This window comes from Methanoregula sp., from assembly GCF_003170075.1.
GTDB lineage: Archaea > Halobacteriota > Methanomicrobia > Methanomicrobiales > Methanospirillaceae > Methanoregula.
In genome coordinates this window covers 1-20,753 of the sequence record NZ_PMZU01000062.1, presented here as the reverse complement: position 1 = coordinate 20,753, position 20,753 = coordinate 1, and the positions used below count along the sequence as shown (strand labels likewise).

The following is a 20,753-nucleotide window of genomic DNA, read 5'->3' as shown; positions in this document are numbered from 1 at the left end:
CTGCCATGCCTCTATTGACCCGGCTTCACCAAAATGGAAGGGCCCAGATCGTGATCGGGCTTGGTATTGGAATTGCGTTCGGGTTTTTCCTCCAGAAAGGCGGTGTGACAGATTACAATGTGATCATCGGCCAGCTGCTGCTGGAAAACTTTGTCGTGGTAAAAGTAATGCTCTCCGCGGTCATCGTTGCCATGATCGGGGTCAACCTGCTGGTTCATATCGGTTACGCACAGCTGCATGTCTCCCCGGGTTCGCTGGGGTCGAACATGATCGGAGGGCTCATCTTCGGGGTCGGGTTTGCCCTGCTTGGTCTCTGCCCGGGAACGGTGGCAGGGGCGGCCGGCACAGGGGCGCTCGATGCGCTCTTTGGCGGTATCATTGGGATGCTTGTCGGTGCAGGGCTTTTCGCAGATTTCTACCCAAAGATAAAAGCCCGTTTCCTTTCCTGCGCCCCGCTTCCGGCGCAGACGCTCCCCGAACTTCTGCGCCTGAACCGATGGGTGGTGATCGGCATCGCGGAGATCGTCATGATTGGCATCCTCCTCATGCTTGCATACCTTGGCTGGTGAACACGTCCGGAGTTTACGGGTACATATCGGGACACCTCCTCTTTACCCGTGTATCCCCGTCTTTTTTATGGCTGATTTCTGGTAATTACCATAGTAGGTGAGGATGTCTGTGACCGTCCTGTTGATAGTACAAGCAGTCGTAACCTCGGTGTCAGTCGTGACATCTGTCCACTGCGTTCCTGGTTCAAGGGCAATCGTCTGGTTATGGTACGTGAGGTACATCGTACCGTCAGAGGTGAACCCGTTAACCGTAAGATTCCCTGAGGTGTGCGGCATGGCATAAATCCCGGTGAGCATACCGGAACTCCCATTACCGTAGTCCCCCGACAGGCTCGTGCTCTCCCCATAGATGAGGAGAAGGGAGTCGTTTACCTCAAAGGGGAATATTCCTTCAAGGCTCCCGGTCTCCGTTTCCAGGCGGTACGTGGAGAAGTTGATCACCGCAGGGTAACATTTTCCGTTCACCAGCGTACCGCTATAGTACGTATGGTGGTCGAGAAACGCGTACTGGTCAGCCTGCGGTATCCCCGCAGGCCGCTGCTGGGAAAGGACACAGCCGGAAATCCCGACAAAAGCCAGTGCGATAACCATAGCTGCATATGCAAGGGATCGGAAACCCGGGCCGCTTTTCATACCCATACATTATGCAGAATGCCACATCTCCCTTGTGCTCGCAGGCTCTCTCCTTTTATCAACCCTTAATCCCAGATAAAATAAATGAGATGCCGGAATGATCCCGATTTCCGACGGCCTGGTCGTCATCGCACTTTACGCGCTCGCCAACAACGCCGTGTTCTGCCTGTACGCGTACGATAAACACGCGGCCCGCACTGATGGGTGGCGGATTCCCGAGCGCATTCTTATTGTGGCGGCGCTGTTCGGGCCGTTTGGCGCATACGGGGCGATGCTCTTGTTCCGGCACAAGACGCAGAAGATCAAATTCTGGCTCGTGCCGTTCTTCCTTGTCCTGCATATCGCAGGAATCATATACATCACGGTCCGCCTGCTTCACATGATTTCCTAAAAGTGACGGGTGTCCAAAACCGGAACCATGCCACTTTAATACCGGGCTTTGCCATAATTCTTTGATGCGGACCAACAGGCACCAGTATTTTCTTGATCTCGCGCAGCGGTGCGCCAACCAGGGCACCTGCCTGCGGCGCAACTTCGGTGCGATCATTGTTGATGAATACAATACGATCGTGTCCACCGGCTACACCGGCGCGCCGCGCAAGCAGATGGACTGCACGGAACTCAACCGCTGCTGGAGAAAAGAACACAATATTCCCTCCGGCTCCAACTACGAGAGATGCCGGAGCGTGCATGCTGAGATGAATGCGTTACTCCAGGCAGGAAAACTCGCCCGGGGCTGCACGCTCTACCTTGCGGGGTTCGATGTTACCACCGGCGAACTCACCCAGATCTGGCCGTGCTTTTTATGCTCGAAGATGATCGTCAACAGCGGGATTACGAATGTCATCATGCGGACGACCCCCGACGAGTACAAAGAGATGGACCCGATGGTGCTCTACCAGATGCGGAGCAGAGAGTCGCTTGGGGAAGATTCCCCGTCGTAATCCTCCCTTGGCACCCTGAATCCTGGCCCAGTGCAGGAGCACCGACCCCCCCCTTCTCCCACTTCCAATGCCCTGATGGAGGGGGGGCCCCAATCCCACAAAAACTATGCTCCCCCGCACCCCATATTTCCCTGATAATGCCCTCTCAACCCATCCCCGTCGTCCTCGTTCACGGCTGGAAGAGTCATCCCGGCATCTGGAACCGGCTCACCTCACGGCTGAACGAGGAGGATATCTCCTTCTGGAGTTTCGATTACACGTCCCTCAACGGCGCCTCCATGGAAGAGATCGCAGGAGCCCTGCGGGACTACACCGCTACGCAGCGGGACGTGCAGGGATATGCCGGCAGCATCGATGTGGTGTGCCACTCCATCGGCTCCTGCATCGCCCGCTACCTGCTTGAAGTACTGGACGGCAGTGCCCGGCACGAGCAGGTGCGCCAGCTCATAGCGATCGGCCCGCCCAACAACGGTTCTTCCCTTGCCGAACTTTTCTGCGACCCGGTGATCGGGCCGGGGATCACCGGTAGGTTGTGCGGCACTTTCGTTCCCCGGAACTTCGATCCGGCAGCCGATGTCATCGTCCAGGCCTGTCGGCCGGGAAGCATAACCATGGCCGCTCTGCGGAAGGCCGGCATCCGTCCCGATATCAGGTACCGGGTCCTCTGCGCGGAAAACATCACCCGTACACCTTCATTTTTTCCCTGCTTTGATGGAAAGACCTGTGAATTGCAGCCGGACGGCAGCTGGTGCATGACGTACGCCGGCGACGGCATCGTGCCGCTTGCCGACTCAGTCCTTCCCGGTGCGGTTATTGAGGTCCTGCCTGTGGATCCCGCGACGTTTGACGGGGATGCCGCCCAGTACTGCCATATCCGGCTGCCCCGGGCACCCGAAGTCGTGGACCGGGTCGTGGAGTATCTGCGCCACGGGCCCATCAATATGGGATGATGTGTTCAGGCACTTCTCTTTGCCTCGTTGTAGAGCGACACAAGCGAGATGCTGATCAGGTTGAGCGTGGTTGCCGCGTACCACAGGTACGCTTCCGGTTGCGTCAGCTGCAGGATCCAGCCTGACCAGAGCATGAGACAGATAATCGAAAAGGAGAGCAGCGTATCCACCGCGAGAAAGACCATCGGGCGGCGCACGAGCCGCCCGAGTTCAGCAAGCGTGCAGTATTCCAGCGGGGTGGGGATATGCAGGAGGTCTCCGGCTGCACGCACAGCGTTCATGGTAAAATCAATGGACGCCCATGCAATTACACACCACCCAAAACCTGCGAGAATGGGATTTGACGGAGTTCCGACACGGATGGCGGCGAGACCAAAAAGCCCTTTGAAGATGCAGAACGGGATGCCAATCGTCAGCGTGAGAAAGAATGGTCGGATGAAGAATTTCTGGATGCGGTCGGCTGGATGAAGGACTGGGCAGGTTTCCCCGTAATTCTGTTCCGGGTTCTGTTCTCTGGTCATGAGTGCGGGACTATTGAGATTAGCAATATCCGATTTTACAAAATCTGTGGGGCCTTGTCGCTTTTCCACACCGGATCCGGGTGGGAGTCATCGTGTATTCCGGTGAGCATTAGGTCGGGGAAGAATAAGAAGGATTTTGGTAAACAAAAAACGAGTACCGGTCACGCATGAGAACACCGGTCCACTTGTATCTGCAGGCTGGTATGGGCATGGCTTTATTACTCCACAGCGATGAAACCTTGGCTATGTCACCAGCACGCAAGCCGGTACCCCCCCATAAAAGCGGCCCTGCCAGCCCGGACAAGAGCCGCCATGCCGAACACCATGAGCACCACCCTGTGGCAGCTCCTGCCGTCCATCCCCCCCATCACCCACAGAAAAAGGCTGTCCTTACTCCCCGGCACAACCCCCACACCGGGCCGGAAAACAAGGCCTTGAACCAGGACCACGGAACGCACGAGGATCGGCCACGGCCCGGGAAGATTGCAAAGAAGGGAGATCCCGACAGATCCAAAAAAATGAAACAGTAATCGCATAGCGGTGCGATCACTGCACATTGCCATGTTTCCTGTTCCGGGGGAGGGGATGGGTTATGAATGGATTATCATACCTGCCTGTTTCCGGGGGTATCCCTGCCGGATTAAGCGCGTCTAAAAGAGGAAAACTTACCGGTGCCGTGCTGCACAGAGCGCTGCCCCAAGTGCAATTATGACGATGGCGGTTTCCACCGGTACCATGGGTGTCGTGGCGGGTGTGGTGACCGGCACGGTGACTACTGTCGTTTCTGGTGATGTGGGAACCGGGCTTTGCGTCAGCGTCGGTATGGTTGTAGGCGGGACGGTTGGTTTTGTCGGCCGGGTGTCAATTGCCTCGATCGATATCAAACCTCTGGTTACCGTTGTATCCCCGCGCTGCACCAGGAGCGTCTCGTTGTTGATCGATGTGGGGTTTTCGACCCGGACGGAATACGAGCGCAGGGCAGTATTCATGGATGTCCCGAATGCTACAACCGCCTGTCCTGATGCATCGGTCGTGACCAGCGCGTAATAACTGGTTTTGGGCAGAAGTGACGAGGACGGCGCCACGTCATCAAGGATCGTACGGCCGCCCCCGTTATAGTACTGGTACGAGCCGATCGTATACGGCCCGTTCTCCGGGTCCTGCTGTACATTCCACTGGTTGGCGACAACCACCGGTGGCTGATCGCCTGCCTCACCCGACAGCGGCCAGGTGCCGGTCAGCCAGATGTAATATGCCGTGTTTGGTCTTCCCGTGATATCAACGATGAACTGGTGACCCCGCACCAGCGAGCCCCCGAGGTCTGATGTCGTATAGATCGCCAGCGCGGGTACCGCAAAAAGGCACATACAGCAGGCTGACAGGATAAGGATAAAAACAGCAGACTTTACCGACATATCGTTACCCTGAGGTAGATTTTTTCCGGTGAGATGACGTTCTACCCTGTGCGGGATAAACATATGCGTTGTGATTTTTTAAAAGGGGGCACTGTCTCGCTAACGATCGTTTGCAGATTTTTCCTGTCGGATCCCTAACACGAGCTTTAAACATCACCTGCTCCTATCCGGGATCATATGCACGCAATAGAGGTTTCACATCTGACCAAGAAGTTCGGCGCCCTGACCGCGTTAAACGATGTGAACTTCTCGGTAGATGTGGGAGAAACGTTTGGTTTTCTGGGCCCCAACGGTGCTGGGAAGACCACCACGATCAGGATCCTGACGGGCATTTCTTACCCCACTTCTGGGACGGCGACCATCTTCGGCCACGATATCGGGAGCGACACGATTGCGGCGCGGCTGTCCATGGGGATCGTTTCCGAGACCTCAAACGTCTACGATGACCTGACCGCGTGGCAGAACATGATCTTTTCCGCAGAGCTTTATCATGTGGGCCGGGTCGAGCGGGAGAAAAAAGCGGCCGAATTGCTCACCACCTTTGACCTGTATGAGCGGCGCAACGACAAGGTGCATGGTTTTTCCAAGGGTATGAAACGGCGGCTGACGATAGCCATGGGGCTTGTCAACAGCCCGCGCCTTCTTTTCCTTGACGAACCGACATCAGGTCTTGACGTCCAGAGCAACCTCATTATCCGCGATGTGATCACGGGTCTTATTCATGAGGGGGTGACCGTATTTTTGACAACCCATAATATTGAGGAGGCAAACCTGATGTGCGATCGGGTGGCAATCGTCAACAGGGGACATATCGCCGCCATTGACGCCCCGGAACGGCTCAAGAAGACGATCCAGAGTGCGCAGTCAATTGTGGTCTCATTTGACCGCGTATCTGCCAGACAACTCGAAGAGGTTCGCAGCCTTCCGATGGTCAATGATGCCATAAAGGAAGGGGACAAGTTCCGGCTCTATACGGAAGATCCTGCAACGGTCATTGAATCGGTGATGGAATATGCCCGCACAAGAAATCTCCGGGTGATCAGCATCTCCACCCTGGGACCAAGCCTTGAGGATGTGTTCATAAAGTTAACCGGCCTGCAGAGAACGGGAGGGGCGATCCATGCCATCGACTGAGGAAGGGAAAGCCGGCGCATGGTTTGCGCGGGTCAGTCATGAGATCTCCGCAGCATGGGCGATCTCGCGCAAGGACATGATCACCTACTACATCAAGCCCAACATTATCGTGATGGGGATCCTCTTCCCGTTCTTTATGTTCCTCGCGTTTGCTATTGGGAAGAACGCCCCGCCCGGCACCCTGATCCCGGGCCTCATCGCGATCACGCTGCTCTTCTCGGCATCCTCGATCGAGCCGGTATCGATCCCCATCGAGCGGCGGGTAAAAACATTCGACCGGTTGCTCTCGGCACCAATTTCGCTTCATTCACTGGTTTTCGGTGAGAGCCTCAGCGGTTTTCTCTATAGTCTCGGTATTGCATGTTTCCCGCTCATAGTTGGGATCATCCTGTTTGCCACGCCGATTGAACATGTACCGGTTCTCGTGATTGCGATGGCACTGACTGCGTTCTGCTTTGCGACACTCGGAACCCTCTTTGCCGCGTACCCCACAGAGAACGTTGGGGAAGTGATGTCGATGCTCAACACGGTCCGGCTGCCGCTCATCTTCATCTCCGGTGTCTTTATCCCATTATCCGCCATGCCGCAGATCGGTCAGGATATTGCACTTCTCTCCCCGCTCACGTATGGAAATGACATGATCGCGTACGCGTATACCGGCACGTCGCTCTTTTCGCCACTGCTGGATATCCTCGTGCTGGTGATCTTCATTTTGATCTTCCAGTTCGCGGCAAACCGGCTCTATAAGAGATTCAATGAATAAGCAGGTTCTTATCGGTGGGGCACAAAAATACGGAATCCTTCAGATCCGAACGTGAGGCAGAGTCGAAACGAACAAAAAAAGATGGGGTGTGTGATACGGTCACATCTTCGACTGGTCAAAGGTAATGTTTGCCCCCGCTGGGACGTTCCTCTTTTTTCCCTTGGCGTCCGGGAAGAATCCCTTGGATTTTTTAGCCTTGTGAGTTTTCCGGTCGGTATCCTCCTGCTTTGCGGCTTCCTCTTCTGCATGGATGCCAAGGAAACAGTCCACCGGGTTTTTCCCGCCCTGGCAGAGATTATTCTTTTTGTCCTCGCATTCGCTGCACCCGGGAACATGGGACGGGAGAATATGGGGGAAGTGGATCTGCCAGAGGTTGGGATCGATCTTCCCCTCTTCGAGGAATTTTTTTATGTGCCGTGGCGTATACTTCATGGTTCGTACTTATTGTACCAAGGGTATTTTATCAGTATCTCAAAAGCCGGATGCCGGAAGCCAGGTTTGCCAGTTATTATGATCTGGTTTGCGGTACCGATCCGGGGAGGGAGCGGATGCCCGGCGTTATTTTGGTTTTTACCCTATCCTCTGCAGAAATTCAGAAAAGTTTTCCGGTCAGCGCAAAGACCGAGAGATTTGCATGAGTCTGGGCGAGATCCCGCGCACTCTTCTCTATAACAGGCTGGAATTTGACACGGTTCTTGAAGATCTTCTGCTGGATTGTGTGCAGTTTTTCAATACCGATTAAAAGTTCGCGCTCCACCGGCCGGATCTTTGGCTGGAACGTATGGATCAGACCCTGGACATCGGACGCGGAGACACCTTTTTTTTCGTCATAGATAAACCAGCTTTCCTGCTGCATTCGCCAGTTCATCAGTTCATTGGCAAGGACACTGTCAAAACCCGGGATGCTCATGATCTTGTACGGGGCGATATCTGCTGCGGTCTCGATACCAAATGACCGGAGCGCAGCCTTCCGGTTCTCGCTTAATCTGGGGATGGTGCAAGTGTCGATAAAACAGTTCTCCAGGAATTTCTTCTGCTGGCGCTCCCGTGACGTGTGCTGAAGGGTACCAAGCGCGTTCTTGTATTTCCGCTCGATCGCCTCGTACCTGCCTTTGAGGGCGGTGAGCGCCCCAAGCTGGGCGGTAAATTCCGCATCTCCGGCCTCGGCTTTCCATTTTCTCTCCCAGAGCCGCCAGCTGTACCGGGCGTCTTCAAACTCTTTTTTCCGGCGTTTCTTCTCTGCCGTGTCCTGTCCCGGGTACATCAGGAGAATACCGGCAATCGCTGCCGGGACAAGACCTGCAAGGTCTTTGGTACTATAGGTTCCGGACCACAACCACCACGTGAGACCGGCACTTATGGCCAGAAGCAGGGCAGCCGCCGCCTGCCGTACCTTCCTGAACCTGAGCGCCCGTGCAATCTCCGGGGTGAGCGGTGCCGGCAGACACCGGTACTTCCGCGGGCTGATCTCGGGGATGGGACCCGGGGGCTTTATCGCCAGCACCTTCTGCCACTCTGCAGCAACATCGATCTTCGTGATGGTATCCGAACTCAGAAAGAGCAGGATACCGGAACTGTTTTCGAGAGTGCACCACGGGCAGGCGGTAAGATCGGTATAATAGGTGTGCACGGATTCCGTGGGGCACTTTTTGAGCCGTTTTTCGAGCGCATCGAGCACATTCCACCAGTCGTTTGCACTCGGGCGCCCCCATGACTGGAGGCCCGATTCGGTAAACGCCTGCTCAAAGAGGCTGGAGACCTCTCCTGGCACGATGGAGAGTCCGACGGAGTTTGGCGGCGGCGACATCGCCTTGAGTGCTGCACTCCTCCCAAACGCAAACCGGTGCTCTGCAATCGCCCGTTCGATCGGCATATCGTCGGTTCCCTTGTAGACCCCCGAGAAGGGATGCCTCCCCATAAAGAGCAGCAGAAAGATCAGGATGGCAAGCCCGAAGTTATCGTGATTCTGCGTACGTAGCATCTTGAAATCCCTTGACTTCTGGAGTTCTGGCGGCGTGAACTGGGCGACCCCTACTTCGCAGTGGTAGATTTTGTCACGGGTCTGTACCTGGAACGAGTCGCAGTCGATCAGCCGTACGCATGCCTTTTTTGTGACGAGAATGTTTCCCTCGTTGACGTCCCCGACCACGTACCCGTACTTGTGGATGATGTAGAACGCAGCAGCGAGGTTTTTGGCGGTTCGTATAAGGAATTTCCAGTCTGCGTTCGGGAAGGACTCTTTCCGGTGCGAGGGACCGTACACCTTATGGATCGGTTCGCAATCGGTGATCCTCGGCATGACAAACCCGCAGACCGGGCCGTTCTTGCCGGTGTGGAGCAGGTCGAGCGGCCATGCGGCAAATTCCTTTAAATCATCGTTGCAGCCGCTCACCATCAGCCGGAGTTTTTCCTGCCTTTCCGTGGTAAGCGGCTTGTGGTAGATCTTGGCGAGCACATCCATGCGGTGGGGTGCAATCTCGTAGACGTCACCTTCGCCACCGCTCCCTACTTTTTTTCCGAGTAAAACGTGGTTCCCCCGGCTGTCAAAGAGGTTGTGGTGCGGCGGCTGGCTCATGGTTTTTTTCAGCTCACTTGCACATTTACCGCGAGGATCAGGGTCTTGTCGTCATCGCTTCGTGCATTCACATCGTCCCGGGAGAGCAGTGCGGTCAGGTGGGTCGTGAGGTCAGCAAACCCGTTATCGGGTTTTTTCCTGAGCGCGGCAAACAGGGGCCGGAAGAATCCGTCGTGCACGGTCCGCGTGGAAAACGAGAGCACGAGGTTCTGGAGGCCATCGGTGAAGAGTGCGATCTCTTCAGGTGCGGCCTCGTAACGGTCGATCTTTATGTGCGCGAGAAACGTGTCGTCTGAGATAAAATAGGTCGAGTTCGCATATTCGCCCTGCTCCGGCCAGAAGATGGTGCGGTACCCGGTACCGTTGCTGGTCACGATGCAGCCATCGCCGATCTGGAAATAGAGCGCCTGGTCGCTTGTGGCAACAACACCGATGAGGGTGCAGGCGTAGTCTTTTATCCGCTTTCCATCGGCCTGTGCCCGAGTGGCGATCGTCTCCCGGGAAGCGGTGACCCATGCCCTTATGTCATCGTCTGTGATGGAAGAGATATTGTCTCCTTCGCGGATCACGGAAAGGATCCGGAGGTACAGTGTTTCGCAGGCGATCTCCGCGCCCACGCCCCCGTGGGTGGTGCTCCCCGCCCCGTCGGCAGCAAGTCCGATGAAAAAATCGCGGTCAGAGAACCGGAGTGCGCCGGTACGACAATAATCCTGGCCCGGCTCGTTCCTGTCACTGTGCGATTTTCCCGTGACCGACAAAGAGAGGTGTTTCCAGGTCATATCTCGCTCCACCCTGACGGTGGAGAGAGCAGGATCCTGTCCCCCGGGTTACTGCGGGAGGCAGATTTCATGGAATTGGAGAGCCACTGGAAGAATTCGCGGAACCTGAGGCCCTGGAGTTTGAGCGGCTGCCGTACCGTGATCTGCCGGAGGACGGACATGTCCGCGTTCTGGACGCCGACCGCAAAGAAGGCAAAGGACTTCGAACTCTCGCCCTCCCGGACCGCTGCCGCCGCACGCTGCCACTCGTCTGTCGGTGAACCGTCGGTGATTAAAAAGATCCAGGGCCGGTAAAAGGAGATCCCGTTTGCCCGGTACTCGTCTTTGCGTTTCCTCACCAGATCGATCCCCTGGAGTATGGCCTCGCCAAGGGGCGTGTCGCCTTCGGCTTCGAGCGTGGGGTCGAGGAAGAAATCCGCGGTGTTGAACTCGGAGATGACCCTGACCGGGCCAAAGGAGACGAGCGCCACCTCGACACGTTTTACTGCGAGCGAATCGCCCTGGAGTTCCTCGTAAAAGGATCGCAGGCCGGCGTTGAGTTCTGCGATTGGCTTTCCCGACATGGAACCGGAAGTATCCAGCAGCAGGAGGCAGGGACACCGGGGTTCGGGATTTTCTGCGAAGGTAACTGGCCCCAGCGGTTGCTGGTCAAACATGGTGTCGTCGCTCATCTGGTGTCTCCTGTTTGTGTACTCATCATATCAACGATTAACTGTATATCTTTGTTGAGGTATTTTTGTATCCCGGGACGGTTTTTTAATGAACGTCAGCAACCTCATTCTATATCGTTGGATGATGTAAGAATGCCCTCGTTATCAGATCCGTTGGAATTTCCTATTTCCCTGGTGCAGTTGGGCTCATGATGACTACGGGAATTTTTGCAGTCAAATAAATCCATAAATAATTACGGGTTGCACCATGAACCAGATATTTGTCTGGAGTGAATTGTATGAATTTCCCACTTACTTTTATGGGCATGGGCATCCTCTGCCTTGCCGCACTTGTTGTTGCCGGGTGTATTGGCACCGGTTCGCAGAACCCATCAGGACAGACGCCGACATTGACGGGAACGCCCGTTATGGTGGGGCATGTTGTTGCCACTGAGAGCCAGAACGGGGCGACGGTGTATGTGAACCGGACCACGGATATCACGCTCAAACTTAAAGAGAACCCCACCACCGGCTACCAGTGGAACCTGACCGTAACCCCCGGTCTTGTGATCACCAATGATACGTTAATACCATCGGATACCACCGGCAAACTGGTGGGTTCGGGCGGCACCCGTGTCTGGGAGATAAACGCAGCCAGCACCGGAACGCAGATGATCCACGCAGTGTACATACGATCATGGGAACCGGTCACCGGTAATGAGACTGCGTTTTCGATGACAGTGATCGTGCAGTAGGCAGTATTTCTGGTGCTTGAGAGATCCCATCAAGGGATCAGCACCTTCCTCTTTTCTGCATATGTGGCGTATTACTTTCCACATTCCTGTAGTATTCGTCTGATAGAATCTGTATCTTAGTGGCCTGTATCAGAAAGAACCCGCTCTCTCTCAAAAATCCGCAGAACTGAGCCGTTGAAAAAAAATTGATTACCGTTATTTGTTGATCTCCCGACCGTGAACATTCATGGTGAGGATCGCTTAAAAACAAAGGGCCGGTCAACTCCTGCCGCACAGGGTAATGCCGGCAATAACTCCACAGCCAATGAGTGCAGAGAGAATGTCATACCCCGGTGACTTTGTCGTTGGGGATACTGTGGCCACTTCAGCATTTTGCTGTGCAAGCCATGTATCAACCGAGGATCCGGTTGCAGTCCGGGCAACCGTGATGGCATAAGTTGGCACAAGGGGTGTCACGGTCTGTGCCGCATTCACTGATATAAAATTGGTCTTTGTGGCAACATTGCTGCCATCTGCATTAATGGCAGTGAGGGTGACAGTGTAGGTTCCTGCAGTCATATACGTATGCCTGGGGTTCTGGATTGAACTTGATTGCCCATCACCAAAGTCCCAGCTCCACGAGGTAGGAGACCCGGTAGAAGTATCCGTAAACTGTACCGTGAGCGGTGCAGTACCTGATGTCATGTCGCTTGTGAAGGCTACGGTTGGCCCCCCTGAGGTCACCGTTATAGTGGTAGTCTGAGTGCTGGTATTGCTGCCACCTGCATTAATGGCAGTGAGGGTGACAGTGTAGGTTCCCGCGGTTGTGTAGATGTATGACGGGCTCTCGGTAGTATTTGAATTTCCGTCCCCGAAATCCCAGTCCCATGATGTAGGTGAATTAGTGGAGGTGTCGGTGAACTGAACGGTGAGTGGTGCGGAGCCCGAGGAGATATCGTTTATGAAACTGGCGACCGGCACGTCTGAGGTCACCGTTATAGTGGTAGTCTGAGTGCTGGTACTGCTGCCCGCCGCATTTGTTGCAGTGAGGGATGTGGTATAGGTTCCCGCGGTTGTGTAGGTGTATGACGGGTTTTGTTCAGAACTGGTACCTCCATCACCGAAGTCCCAACTCCAGGAAGTGGGGGTGTTTGTAGTGGTGTCGGTGAATTGAACGATGAGTGGTGCGGAGCCCGAGGAGACATCTGTTGTGAAACCGGCGACCGGTACCGTCACCGCTGCATTCACCGTTATTGTCTGGGTGTAGGTAGTGCTGCTGCCCGCCGCATTTGTGGCAGTGAGGGATGCGGTGTAGGTTCCTGCGGTCGTGTACGTGTATGACGGGTTCTGTTGAGAACTGGTACCGCCGTCACCGAACGTCCAGCTCCAGGATGTGGGTGAATTGGTGGAGGTGTCAGTGAACTGAACAGCTGTAACGATGGATACTGAAGTTGGAGTTGCCGTGAATGCGGCCACCGGTACTACTGCAGCCATTGTAGTGGTTGTGGTCACCGTCACTGTAGTTGCCACGGTAGTAGGAACGGTAGTCGATGAAGTAGTTGCCACGGTTGTTGTGTTGGTACTACCATCCGCGGCAACCGGAATAACGATGCCGGCGATAAAAACCAACATTATACATCCTGTGAGGAGTATGAGACATTTGGTCACGGGGTATCACCAGTGATTTCATCTTTCATTCAATGCTCCCTGATCAAGCGGACCATAATGTTTGCATCCTTGTGCGGAAGATCTGACACATACCCGGGGATACATACGGATGCTGGGAAGCAGCGGTAACTACCATTTGTGGGGGGGGCATGGTCTCTTTCCCGCACCTTTTTGTCATTCAAACATTACATTTTGTACTATAAACATTCTATGGATCAGGATGTTTAAATGCCGTCGGTCCTCAACCGGTAGTCTAAAAGGAGGACACCTGACCCCCTCCTCTCGATCATAGAGATCCAGAGGACGCATCAACCTGCAGGTTCAACCCAAAAAACCCAATTCGGCAGGTGCGCGCCCGACATCAGGTGCTCACAGGTACCGGCCAAATTTCCTGCATGCGCGCTGTTTTTTTTATTTTATACTTGTATATTGAATATTATGCCAATCCGGCAAATTGATCATCTTTTTATACCCCTTTATTTCCACTGGAGATAGCGGCAATTCTTGCCCTGTTTTATTTATAAAGTCCAGATCTTCGTTTCTTTAAATAGGGTTTAAATCTGGATCTACCTGAAGATACGGGCCGTGTCAAGTGCATGTTGGGGTATGCGGGATTGTATCCGGTTGTACTTATAAACAATTTTGTGTTAATGGAAGTGGCAGAGATGGTCTGGTCAAATCGCAAAAGTGTTTGAACACCTGCGAGCTCCCTTTCCTGAGGTACGTGAATATTCGCCCGTCGAAGTGGGTCCAGATGGGTGATGATACCATCCGCGGGCACCTGCTCTCATACGAGCTCCCCCATCCAAACATTAACAAAAACACCCGACACAGGTTCTCTTACTAAAAAGTGGTACCTGTGAAATATCCCTTTCTCATCTCTATTCCCCACGGTGGTGTTGAGGTCCCGGTAGAGGTTGCCAACCGGATCGCTCTTTCTTACCAGGAACTCCACTGGTACTGCGATCCAGCGACCCGGGAGCTCTTTAATTTCGGCCGGTCCGTTGAAGCCACGATCGATACACCTGTATCCCGGATGGTCATCGATCTCAACCGCCCGCCGCTGCCACTTCCTCCAAAAGACCCGGATGGAATCATCAAGGTACGGACTATCGATGGCCGGGATGTCTACCTGCCGGGTCAACTGCCGGACCTGCCGTTTATCCACCGACTGATGATGAAGTGGTATTTTCCCTATCACCAGCGCATCGACGAGCTCATCGACCGGTACCCCGTGCGCATAGCCTTTGACTGCCATTCGATGCTGCCGTATGGATCGGCAGAACAGAGCGATGCCGGGAAACGCCGGCCGCTGATCTGCCTGGGAAACTACGGAGACCGGAACGGACGGGTAAAGCCCGGGAGCATTACCACGTGTCCTGCTGACTGGATCGTCCGTCTCGCAGATGCGTTCAGGGAAGAATTTCCCGGGGCTGATAATGTGGCGATAAATACCCCTTTTTCCGGGGGTTTTATTTCGAACGCCCATTACTGGCGTAAAGGCATCCCGTGGATCCAGATCGAGGTGAACCGGACGCTCTATGAACGTTGCGGCACGCCGACCCGTCTTCCAGAAGTGATGGAAGAACAGATCCCGGCGTTGCGTAACAGGATTTGGCCGGTGCTGGCCCGGTTCTGGGATGGGATCGCCGCTGCCGCACCCTTTGATGGTGGTGAGTCTATGGGATCGTATGAATGACGATATAACCGATGGATTCCCATCTTTCAGGAGGAATCCCGATGACTGCACTGGCCATGGAAAAAGTCGGCAGTACGAACTTTGACGAATTTGTAAACCTTATCGAAAAACTGGCGGAATACGAGAAACTTTCCCCGCCCGATGCCGGTGCCAAAGAGCGGCTCGCGGCCGATGCTCAGGGTGAAAATCCGAAATACGAAGCGTACCTGGGAAAAACCGGTGATACGGCGGTCGGGTACATGACATTTTATTTTACGTATTCCACGTTTCTTGCCCAACCGACCCTTTTTCTGGAGGATATTTTCGTACGCGAAGAATACCGGGGACAGGGTCTGGGCCGGCAAATGCTGGATTTCTGCCGGAAGGTGGCACGGGACCGGGGGTGCGGGCGGATGGAATGGATGGTTCTTGACTGGAACCTTCCTGCGATCCGGTTTTACGAGAAGACCGGGGCCCGGCGCCTTGCCTGGTACGTGTACCGGCTCGACCACGATCAGCTGTGACTTAGCCTGGTTAACCAGGCCCGTTTTTCCGGGAATGCCACGTCCGGGTGGGTAAATCGTCAAAGGGGGAGGGTCTGGGCGCCGTGCGAGACAAACAGGCTTGGAAAAGAATTTCAGCTCATGATCAACGCATGGCTTGATGACAAGTGGTCTCTAGTCTCACGTATCGGCACATGGGTTGTCGTGATGTCCGAGGTACCCAGGAAACCCGCGCCTGCCCACCTTATCCACCGGGCAGGTAACTGACCAGTGTATCCATGAACCGCTCCATGGCTGTGTGCGGGATCGCAGGAGTCCCATATCCGATTGAAAGTGTGAGCCGGTCCTTAAACGTGGTCACCCCCAATGCAACCCCGGGGGGATCGATCACGATACCGGCCACAAATGCGTTTGTGACGGGAATGTCCTGCGAGAAGGCCACGATCTCTTCAGGGATGATACCAATGTTTCCCAGGAAAGGAGGGTTTGCGTGGCAGGCAGCGTATGTGGCTTTCATCATCTGCACCCGCTCGCAGATGCGGGTGAACCCTGTGTATCCGAACGTTTCCATGTCGATAGCAGAGGCAATGCCCGGGTTATGGGCCTTGTACGCCTGCATCGCATCGCGTACACATGCGATCATCCCGTCATGTGACCTCATGTCTGGTTTCATCATAACCGCAAAGGCTACCGACTGATTGCAGATCGTGTTGTTCGGGGAAACGGATCGGGAACCGTTGAGATACCGCCTGAGGTCAATGGAGACCATAACGGGCACCGGACAGCCCGGTGAGGGGCCGATTGTGGTGCAGAGCGCCACAAAATATGCCGCAAGAAGGACGTCGTTCACTGTGGCCCCCTGCTGTTTTCCGGCATGTTTTATCGCGTCGAGACGGGATGCAGGAAGCGTCCGTATCGCAAAATCACGGGTACAGCAGTCCCCGGGCCCGACGGGAAATGCCCATCCGGCCGGTGGATCTTCCGGTGCGGGCCGATCGCAGAGGAGTACCGTCTCCGGGAACTGTGCAAGTACCGTGGCGAGAGAGCGGTCTATTGTTTCTGTCGGCGGGAGAGTTTTGTAATCGGGGTTCCGGTAGCACTCTGCCAGTAGCCGGGTGCAGGCAAGCAATCCGTGGGCGTCCATTACCGCGTGATGCACGGTGATACAGAGCGTATCGCTGCTTTTGGTGCGGATCAGGTGGATACAGATCTGCGGGCCAGCTGCTGAATCAACCGGTATGGCAAGAACCTTTGGAAGATCCTGGTGTGGATCAACGGATGGATGGATACAGACGAGTGTGTCGCGGTCAGTTTCGGGCAGGAGTTCCCAGTACGGTGCGCCGCAGTCGACAAACCGTGAACCAAGCACGGGGATTTCGGAGAGCACCGTTGATGCGGCCTCCTGCAGGCGCCTCTCATCGAGCATTCCCTCGAATGCGATCACCATGTGCATGGACTGATCTCCGAGGGCCTGGAGCGCGTAGTTAAACTGGTCCATCGGGGACGCGGGAATGCGGCAGGGCGAGGGATTATTCATGGGTGGGATCCTCCTTTAGCAATCATATATCCAAAAAAACCCTGAAGACCGGATCCCGGCAGATCGCGGGTGACCAGCATTAAGGAGATGTGAAAAGATCTCGATGTCCCGGCTCAAATGCATGGCGGTGACCAGGTTTTTGTACCCGCCCCAAAAGAACGCGGTGAGCCGGTGTCAGCCCCACATTTTATCACCCTCACGCACAATAACCACACATCATGATCCGTGAAACGCCGCAGGAGTTCCTGGATATCCTCAAATCCTATGTTCCCGACCCGCAGAAGCCGGTCGGGGTGGCCCGGCAGGAGTTCTCGGAATTTTTTGCAGAATTCCAGACCGATGAACGCCCGGCAGTGGAACAGATAGCGATACGGGATGATCTGCAGGGGGTATGGTGCTCGGTGCCCGAGGCAGTGCCGGATCGGACCCTTCTTTTTTTCCATGGTGGAGGTTTCACTGTAGGGTCAACGGCTGACCACTTGGGACTCTGCGCAGAGCTCGCACGAGTCGCGCAGTCCCGTGTCTTCTCAGTCGATTACCGGCTGGCACCGGAGCATGCCTTCCCAGCGCAGGTTGAGGACGCGGTTGCCGCGTACCGCTACCTTGCAAGCCACGGATATCCGCCACACCGGATTATCCCGGTCGGTATATCTGCGGGTGGCACGCTCGTGCTCGACCTGCTGCTCACGCTCCGCGATCAGCACCTGCTGATGCCCCCGGCAGCCGTCTGCATGTCGCCGATAGTGGATCTGGCGTTTGGCGGGGAATCGGTTACAACAAACCGGGACAACGACTGGCTCACCGCAGCCCGCCTTGCTGCAATCCGAACCCTGTATCTCGGTGGCAGGGACCCCGATGATCCCCTCGCCTCTCCGGTCCATGCAAACCTGTACGGGCTTCCCCGTCTTTATATCCAGACCGGGACCGGCGAACTCATGTATGACGATATTTCAGCATTTGCAAAGAAGGCAAAGTGGGCAGGGGGACAGGTTAGTTTTGAGATCTGGGAGGGCATGTTCCATTTCTGGCAGATATTTGGCAAACAGGTGCCCGAAGCCCGTGCAGCGGTTGCTCATGTGGGAGCATTTGTACAGGAAACGTCTGGCCGGTAAGGTGGGCCCTGGCGTGGGATCTTTATTTAGTGCCGTCGTAAATGGATCCTGGATATCCAGTTTTATCCGGAAGAATCCTCTTGTTGCTCCGGTGCGCGACGAACGTGCCGGGATCAGCGTCTTTTTTTAGTACACCTTCGCTCGCCGGTGACCCCCTACGGCGGGTCAATACTAAAAAAACATTCATCCCTTGAAACTGCCAACACAAAACTATGTTCGAACGGATTATGCGTAGTTTCGAGCTGGTAAAGGCGAGCTGGCGGATCCTGATGGAGGACAAAAAACTCCTCGCATTCCCGATCATGTCCGGTATCGTTACCTTGCTTGTGATCGCAACCTTTGTTGTGCCGCTGATATTTACAGACGGTGCGTACTCGCTTGCCACCAACAGCGTCACCGGGATCATTCTTTTGTTCCTGTTCTATCTGGTCAGCTACTTTGTCGTGATCTTCTTTAACGTGGGATTGATCAGCTGCGTACATGCAAAACTGAATGGGAAGAGCATGACGGTTAGGGAGGGTCTCTCTGCCGCAGGCCGCCACATCGGCTCCATCTTTGCCTGGGCGATTGTTGCTGCGACCATCGGCCTGATCCTGCACATGATAGAAGACCGGGCCGGGTTCTTGGGCCAGGTTGCCGCCGCAATTGTCGGTGGGGTCTGGAGCCTTGTCACCCTGTTCGTGGTACCGGTGCTTGCGTTCGAGGACAAGGGTGTGTTTTCTGCGATGAAAGAATCGCTGGGACTCTTTAAGAAGACCTGGGGCGAGAGCGTTGTCGGAACGATCTCGATCACCCTGATCTTTGCCGCGATCGGAGTCGTCGGGTTGCTCCTTGTGCTCGGCACGCTCTTTATCGGCAACACAACGCTCTTTATGGTTGCGCTCGCGCTCTTTATCGTGCTTGTTGCCGTCCTTGCAATTCTTTCCTCTGCCATGCAGGGAATCTTCACCGTAGCGCTGTACACCTATGCAAAGACCGGCTCGGCACCGGGCATCTTTGCACCCGGTGTGGTCGAGCATGCGTTTGCCCCCGCAAACCGGCAGCAGTTTGGCCCGGGCAATATCTGAACAGAAACCTTACTTTTTTCTCCGCGTTTACACGGGAGAATGCCGTAACATGACGGCATCACCCTCATGGTGCTTCGCGCCGTGTAGAGATGATCACCTGTTACCAAGACTGGGCGCCGATATCTCTGGTCTGCTCCGGTGTTCAACCGGGACGGGTTTTTCCCTAATCCCGCAAACAGGCTTTGCATCAGTACGGGCACTGTTTACGGATTGAGAAGGTGTTTTTCGAAATGTCCGTCAGTGTAGACCATAACGGTGACCGGTGCTCCCTTCCTGTACTGCCTCATGTGGTCATCGTAGATTTTCTGGACATGCCGGAGCCGGTGCTGGGTAAAATATTCATGGAGGCATTCGAGAAACGCAATCTGGTGGGCAAGGAACGCGTGCTCGTATTCCATGGTTTCGCGGGCGATGGCAAGGCATTCCCCATCCGTGATCTCCGCACCGTATTCACCGTGCCGGTCAAGACCGGATATCTGGCGCCAGTCCACTTTTCCTCTTTCATCGGGTTCACGGTGGAGCATGTACGGGTAGATGCGGCAGATAGCAAACCGCCGGTCATAGATCCGGCACCTGTCGTTTTCAAGAAACCAGCACGACCCCTTCGTATCGTCTTTTACCCGAAGCGCATAACCGGAGACATAGAATGTACCGTTCTGATCGCAGAACTCAGGATCCGGGGCCGGCTCGAGCGCCGTAGGATCGATCTCCCGTACTGCGGATACATCCCGGTCGAGCAGGAAGACATGGCCGTTGAACGCCCGGGTACAGCACTTCGCGCAGGTGGTGCACCGGAACCCGACGTCCCTGATCACATCAGCGAGACGTTCTATCGGGTACTCAAAAAGGGCGTGCTCTTCCAGCGTGAGTGCGGCAATGCGGTAGGGGATAGCGATGAGGGAAACGATAACCACCGGTATGTACGAAAGGGTAGGGCGGCACGGAATATTGTTTTTATGCCATCTCTCCGTGTTCTGCCGGTATTTCCTGTTGATTCCGGTACGGGGTTAACTCCCGTCCGGCGCACAAAATTACAGTCACTATGGTGGAGTCTCTCAAGAAAATAACGGGGATCTAAACAAAAAACACTACCCGGAAAAAGGACAAACCAATTGTCTAAATTATTCCAATAACTCTGATAAATTTTCCCGGCAAAAATTTTTCAATCGGGTTTTCAGATCACGGTACGTAACGCGGCGATGTTCTTTTCCAGTTTTGCGAGGATCTTCTCGCCGGACCGGTTCCGGGGGGCCTTGGTTTCTGCGATGACGTTTTTATCCAGTCCGAATTTCACAAAAACTTCACCTTCAGTGCTGACATAAATATTATTGAGGATCTGGGGATCACGCAGGTGTTCAAAATCCGTGATCCCTTTCTGGTTCAGGATCTCACGTATTCTTTTTACTTTTCCGCGTTCGTACGCACTTAGATTCCGTGAGCCTTTTGGTCGTCCTCGTGGCATGTACAAAAAGTTTTATCTGGATCTATATATAGGAATAGGGTTCTTTGAGGGGGTAAATG

At 54.7% G+C, this 20,753-nt stretch carries 23 protein-coding genes; 12 read left to right on the top strand and 11 right to left on the bottom strand.

All coding sequences use genetic code 11. The features are described from left to right. Positions 1-5 precede the first annotated feature (5 nt). A complete protein-coding gene (locus QZN75_RS08220) occupies positions 6-569 on the top strand; it encodes a YeeE/YedE thiosulfate transporter family protein (RefSeq protein WP_292427233.1) in 564 nt (187 codons plus the stop codon). A 42-nt stretch (positions 570-611) separates the two neighbouring features. Here QZN75_RS08220 and QZN75_RS08215 read toward each other — a convergent pair whose 3' ends face one another. Further along, the gene (locus QZN75_RS08215; protein ID WP_292427230.1) at positions 612-1,202 is read right to left on the bottom strand and encodes a hypothetical protein; all 591 of its coding nucleotides are present in this window, start codon (positions 1,200-1,202) and stop codon (positions 612-614) included. Positions 1,203-1,299: 97 nt separating this feature from the next. On the opposite strand from QZN75_RS08215, the gene QZN75_RS08210 reads away from it, so the two are divergent. The 3 genes from QZN75_RS08210 (at position 1,300) to QZN75_RS08200 (ending at position 3,096) form a co-directional block, all read left to right on the top strand. Next, positions 1,300-1,593: a DUF1294 domain-containing protein gene (locus QZN75_RS08210; protein ID WP_292427227.1), complete on the top strand. Its 294-nt coding sequence runs from the start codon at positions 1,300-1,302 to the stop codon at positions 1,591-1,593. A 64-nt stretch (positions 1,594-1,657) separates the two neighbouring features. Further along, a complete protein-coding gene (locus QZN75_RS08205; RefSeq protein ID WP_292427223.1) occupies positions 1,658-2,146 on the top strand; it encodes a deaminase in 489 nt (162 codons plus the stop codon). Between the two features lie 137 nt (positions 2,147-2,283). Then, positions 2,284-3,096 carry a triacylglycerol lipase gene (locus tag QZN75_RS08200; RefSeq protein WP_292427221.1) on the top strand — a complete coding sequence of 271 codons (813 nt, stop codon included), beginning with the start codon at positions 2,284-2,286 and terminating at the stop codon, positions 3,094-3,096. Positions 3,097-3,101: 5 nt separating this feature from the next. Here QZN75_RS08200 and QZN75_RS08195 read toward each other — a convergent pair whose 3' ends face one another. Further along, positions 3,102-3,617 (bottom strand): hypothetical protein, encoded by a 516-nt coding sequence (locus QZN75_RS08195; protein ID WP_292427217.1) that lies wholly within the window; start codon positions 3,615-3,617, stop codon positions 3,102-3,104. Positions 3,618-3,862: 245 nt separating this feature from the next. Between QZN75_RS08195 and QZN75_RS08190 the strand changes: the two genes are divergently transcribed. After that, a complete protein-coding gene (locus tag QZN75_RS08190) occupies positions 3,863-4,147 on the top strand; it encodes a hypothetical protein (RefSeq protein ID WP_292427213.1) in 285 nt (94 codons plus the stop codon). Positions 4,148-4,282: 135 nt separating this feature from the next. Here QZN75_RS08190 and QZN75_RS08185 read toward each other — a convergent pair whose 3' ends face one another. Further along, positions 4,283-5,032, bottom strand: coding sequence for a hypothetical protein (locus tag QZN75_RS08185; RefSeq protein WP_292427211.1), 750 nt, complete (start codon positions 5,030-5,032; stop codon positions 4,283-4,285). Positions 5,033-5,209: 177 nt separating this feature from the next. On the opposite strand from QZN75_RS08185, the gene QZN75_RS08180 reads away from it, so the two are divergent. Together QZN75_RS08180 and QZN75_RS08175 are read left to right on the top strand one after the other, a co-directional pair. Further along, positions 5,210-6,166 (top strand): ATP-binding cassette domain-containing protein, encoded by a 957-nt coding sequence (locus tag QZN75_RS08180; RefSeq protein WP_292427208.1) that lies wholly within the window; start codon positions 5,210-5,212, stop codon positions 6,164-6,166. Beyond that, positions 6,153-6,929 carry an ABC transporter permease gene (locus QZN75_RS08175; protein WP_292427205.1) on the top strand — a complete coding sequence of 259 codons (777 nt, stop codon included), beginning with the start codon at positions 6,153-6,155 and terminating at the stop codon, positions 6,927-6,929. The genes QZN75_RS08180 and QZN75_RS08175 overlap by 14 nt, the downstream gene beginning before the upstream one ends. A 99-nt stretch (positions 6,930-7,028) precedes the next feature. On the opposite strand, the gene QZN75_RS08170 is transcribed toward QZN75_RS08175, so the two are convergent. The 4 genes from QZN75_RS08170 to QZN75_RS08155 form a co-directional block, all read right to left on the bottom strand. Next, positions 7,029-7,361: a hypothetical protein gene (locus QZN75_RS08170; RefSeq protein ID WP_292427202.1), complete on the bottom strand. Its 333-nt coding sequence runs from the start codon at positions 7,359-7,361 to the stop codon at positions 7,029-7,031. Between the two features lie 160 nt (positions 7,362-7,521). Next, complete coding sequence (locus QZN75_RS08165) at positions 7,522-9,504, bottom strand: helix-hairpin-helix domain-containing protein (protein WP_292427200.1); 1,983 nt, start codon at positions 9,502-9,504, stop codon at positions 7,522-7,524. 8 nt (positions 9,505-9,512) lie between these two features. Beyond that, positions 9,513-10,283 (bottom strand): PP2C family serine/threonine-protein phosphatase, encoded by a 771-nt coding sequence (locus QZN75_RS08160; RefSeq protein ID WP_292427197.1) that lies wholly within the window; start codon positions 10,281-10,283, stop codon positions 9,513-9,515. Beyond that, positions 10,280-10,954, bottom strand: a complete 675-nt coding sequence (locus tag QZN75_RS08155) for a VWA domain-containing protein (RefSeq protein ID WP_292427194.1) — start codon at positions 10,952-10,954, stop codon at positions 10,280-10,282. The genes QZN75_RS08160 and QZN75_RS08155 overlap by 4 nt, the downstream gene beginning before the upstream one ends. Positions 10,955-11,232: 278 nt before the next feature. On the opposite strand from QZN75_RS08155, the gene QZN75_RS08150 reads away from it, so the two are divergent. Then, positions 11,233-11,688, top strand: coding sequence for a protease inhibitor I42 family protein (locus tag QZN75_RS08150; RefSeq protein ID WP_292427192.1), 456 nt, complete (start codon positions 11,233-11,235; stop codon positions 11,686-11,688). Positions 11,689-11,946: 258 nt separating this feature from the next. Here QZN75_RS08150 and QZN75_RS08145 read toward each other — a convergent pair whose 3' ends face one another. Next, positions 11,947-13,299: a PKD domain-containing protein gene (locus tag QZN75_RS08145; RefSeq protein ID WP_292427190.1), complete on the bottom strand. Its 1,353-nt coding sequence runs from the start codon at positions 13,297-13,299 to the stop codon at positions 11,947-11,949. Positions 13,300-14,194: 895 nt separating this feature from the next. On the opposite strand from QZN75_RS08145, the gene QZN75_RS08140 reads away from it, so the two are divergent. Both QZN75_RS08140 and QZN75_RS08135 read left to right on the top strand, forming a co-directional pair. Next, entirely contained in the window at positions 14,195-15,034 is an 840-nt protein-coding gene (locus tag QZN75_RS08140) for an N-formylglutamate amidohydrolase (protein ID WP_292427185.1), read from the top strand. 41 nt (positions 15,035-15,075) lie between these two features. After that, on the top strand, positions 15,076-15,537 hold the full coding sequence (locus tag QZN75_RS08135; RefSeq protein ID WP_292427183.1) for a GNAT family N-acetyltransferase: 462 nt from the start codon (positions 15,076-15,078) through the stop codon (positions 15,535-15,537). Positions 15,538-15,760: 223 nt separating this feature from the next. On the opposite strand, the gene QZN75_RS08130 is transcribed toward QZN75_RS08135, so the two are convergent. Further along, positions 15,761-17,053 carry a hypothetical protein gene (locus tag QZN75_RS08130; RefSeq protein ID WP_292427181.1) on the bottom strand — a complete coding sequence of 431 codons (1,293 nt, stop codon included), beginning with the start codon at positions 17,051-17,053 and terminating at the stop codon, positions 15,761-15,763. 218 nt (positions 17,054-17,271) lie between these two features. Between QZN75_RS08130 and QZN75_RS08125 the strand changes: the two genes are divergently transcribed. Together QZN75_RS08125 and QZN75_RS08120 are read left to right on the top strand one after the other, a co-directional pair. Further along, positions 17,272-18,165 (top strand): alpha/beta hydrolase, encoded by an 894-nt coding sequence (locus QZN75_RS08125; RefSeq protein WP_292427178.1) that lies wholly within the window; start codon positions 17,272-17,274, stop codon positions 18,163-18,165. 212 nt (positions 18,166-18,377) lie between these two features. After that, the gene (locus QZN75_RS08120; RefSeq protein ID WP_292427176.1) at positions 18,378-19,232 is read left to right on the top strand and encodes a DUF6159 family protein; all 855 of its coding nucleotides are present in this window, start codon (positions 18,378-18,380) and stop codon (positions 19,230-19,232) included. Between the two features lie 203 nt (positions 19,233-19,435). On the opposite strand, the gene QZN75_RS08115 is transcribed toward QZN75_RS08120, so the two are convergent. After that, positions 19,436-20,146: a YkgJ family cysteine cluster protein gene (locus QZN75_RS08115; protein WP_292427173.1), complete on the bottom strand. Its 711-nt coding sequence runs from the start codon at positions 20,144-20,146 to the stop codon at positions 19,436-19,438. 260 nt (positions 20,147-20,406) lie between these two features. Next, positions 20,407-20,694, bottom strand: a complete 288-nt coding sequence (locus QZN75_RS08110) for a hypothetical protein (RefSeq protein ID WP_292427170.1) — start codon at positions 20,692-20,694, stop codon at positions 20,407-20,409. Positions 20,695-20,753: the final 59 nt, after the last annotated feature.